This window comes from Halomonas sp. SIMBA_159 (assembly GCF_046536035.1).
In the GTDB taxonomy this organism is placed as follows: domain Bacteria; phylum Pseudomonadota; class Gammaproteobacteria; order Pseudomonadales; family Halomonadaceae; genus Vreelandella; species Vreelandella venusta_A.
On record NZ_JAWJBT010000299.1, the window covers coordinates 1 to 301 of the forward strand.

At 63.8% G+C, this 301-nt stretch carries 1 protein-coding gene; it reads left to right on the top strand.

What is annotated here, in order from left to right; genetic code table 11:
• A partial coding sequence (locus R0J87_RS19375) for a hypothetical protein (RefSeq protein WP_498888280.1) occupies positions 1 to 301 on the top strand: 301 nt, incomplete at both ends.

The following is a 301-nucleotide window of genomic DNA, read 5'->3' on the forward strand; positions in this document are numbered from 1 at the left end:
CGCCCGGCTGGGCCAGCTCGCCACGCTGATCCGCGACGACGCCGAGGGGCTGGGCTACGACGTGATCGACCTGCGAGCCGATTCACGCTTCCAGGACGAAACCAACACCACTCACTACGACGGGGACCAGATTCACCTCACCGAAACGGGCTACGGCGTCGCCGCGACGCTCAGCTATAACGCCATCCGCAGCCGGAGCACGACCATGAGCTTCTCGAATTACACGAACCAAGCCCTGCTCAACAGCCTGTTCGGCAAGACCAGCAACTTCGGGGCGCTCGCGTCGGCTCCGACGATCTAT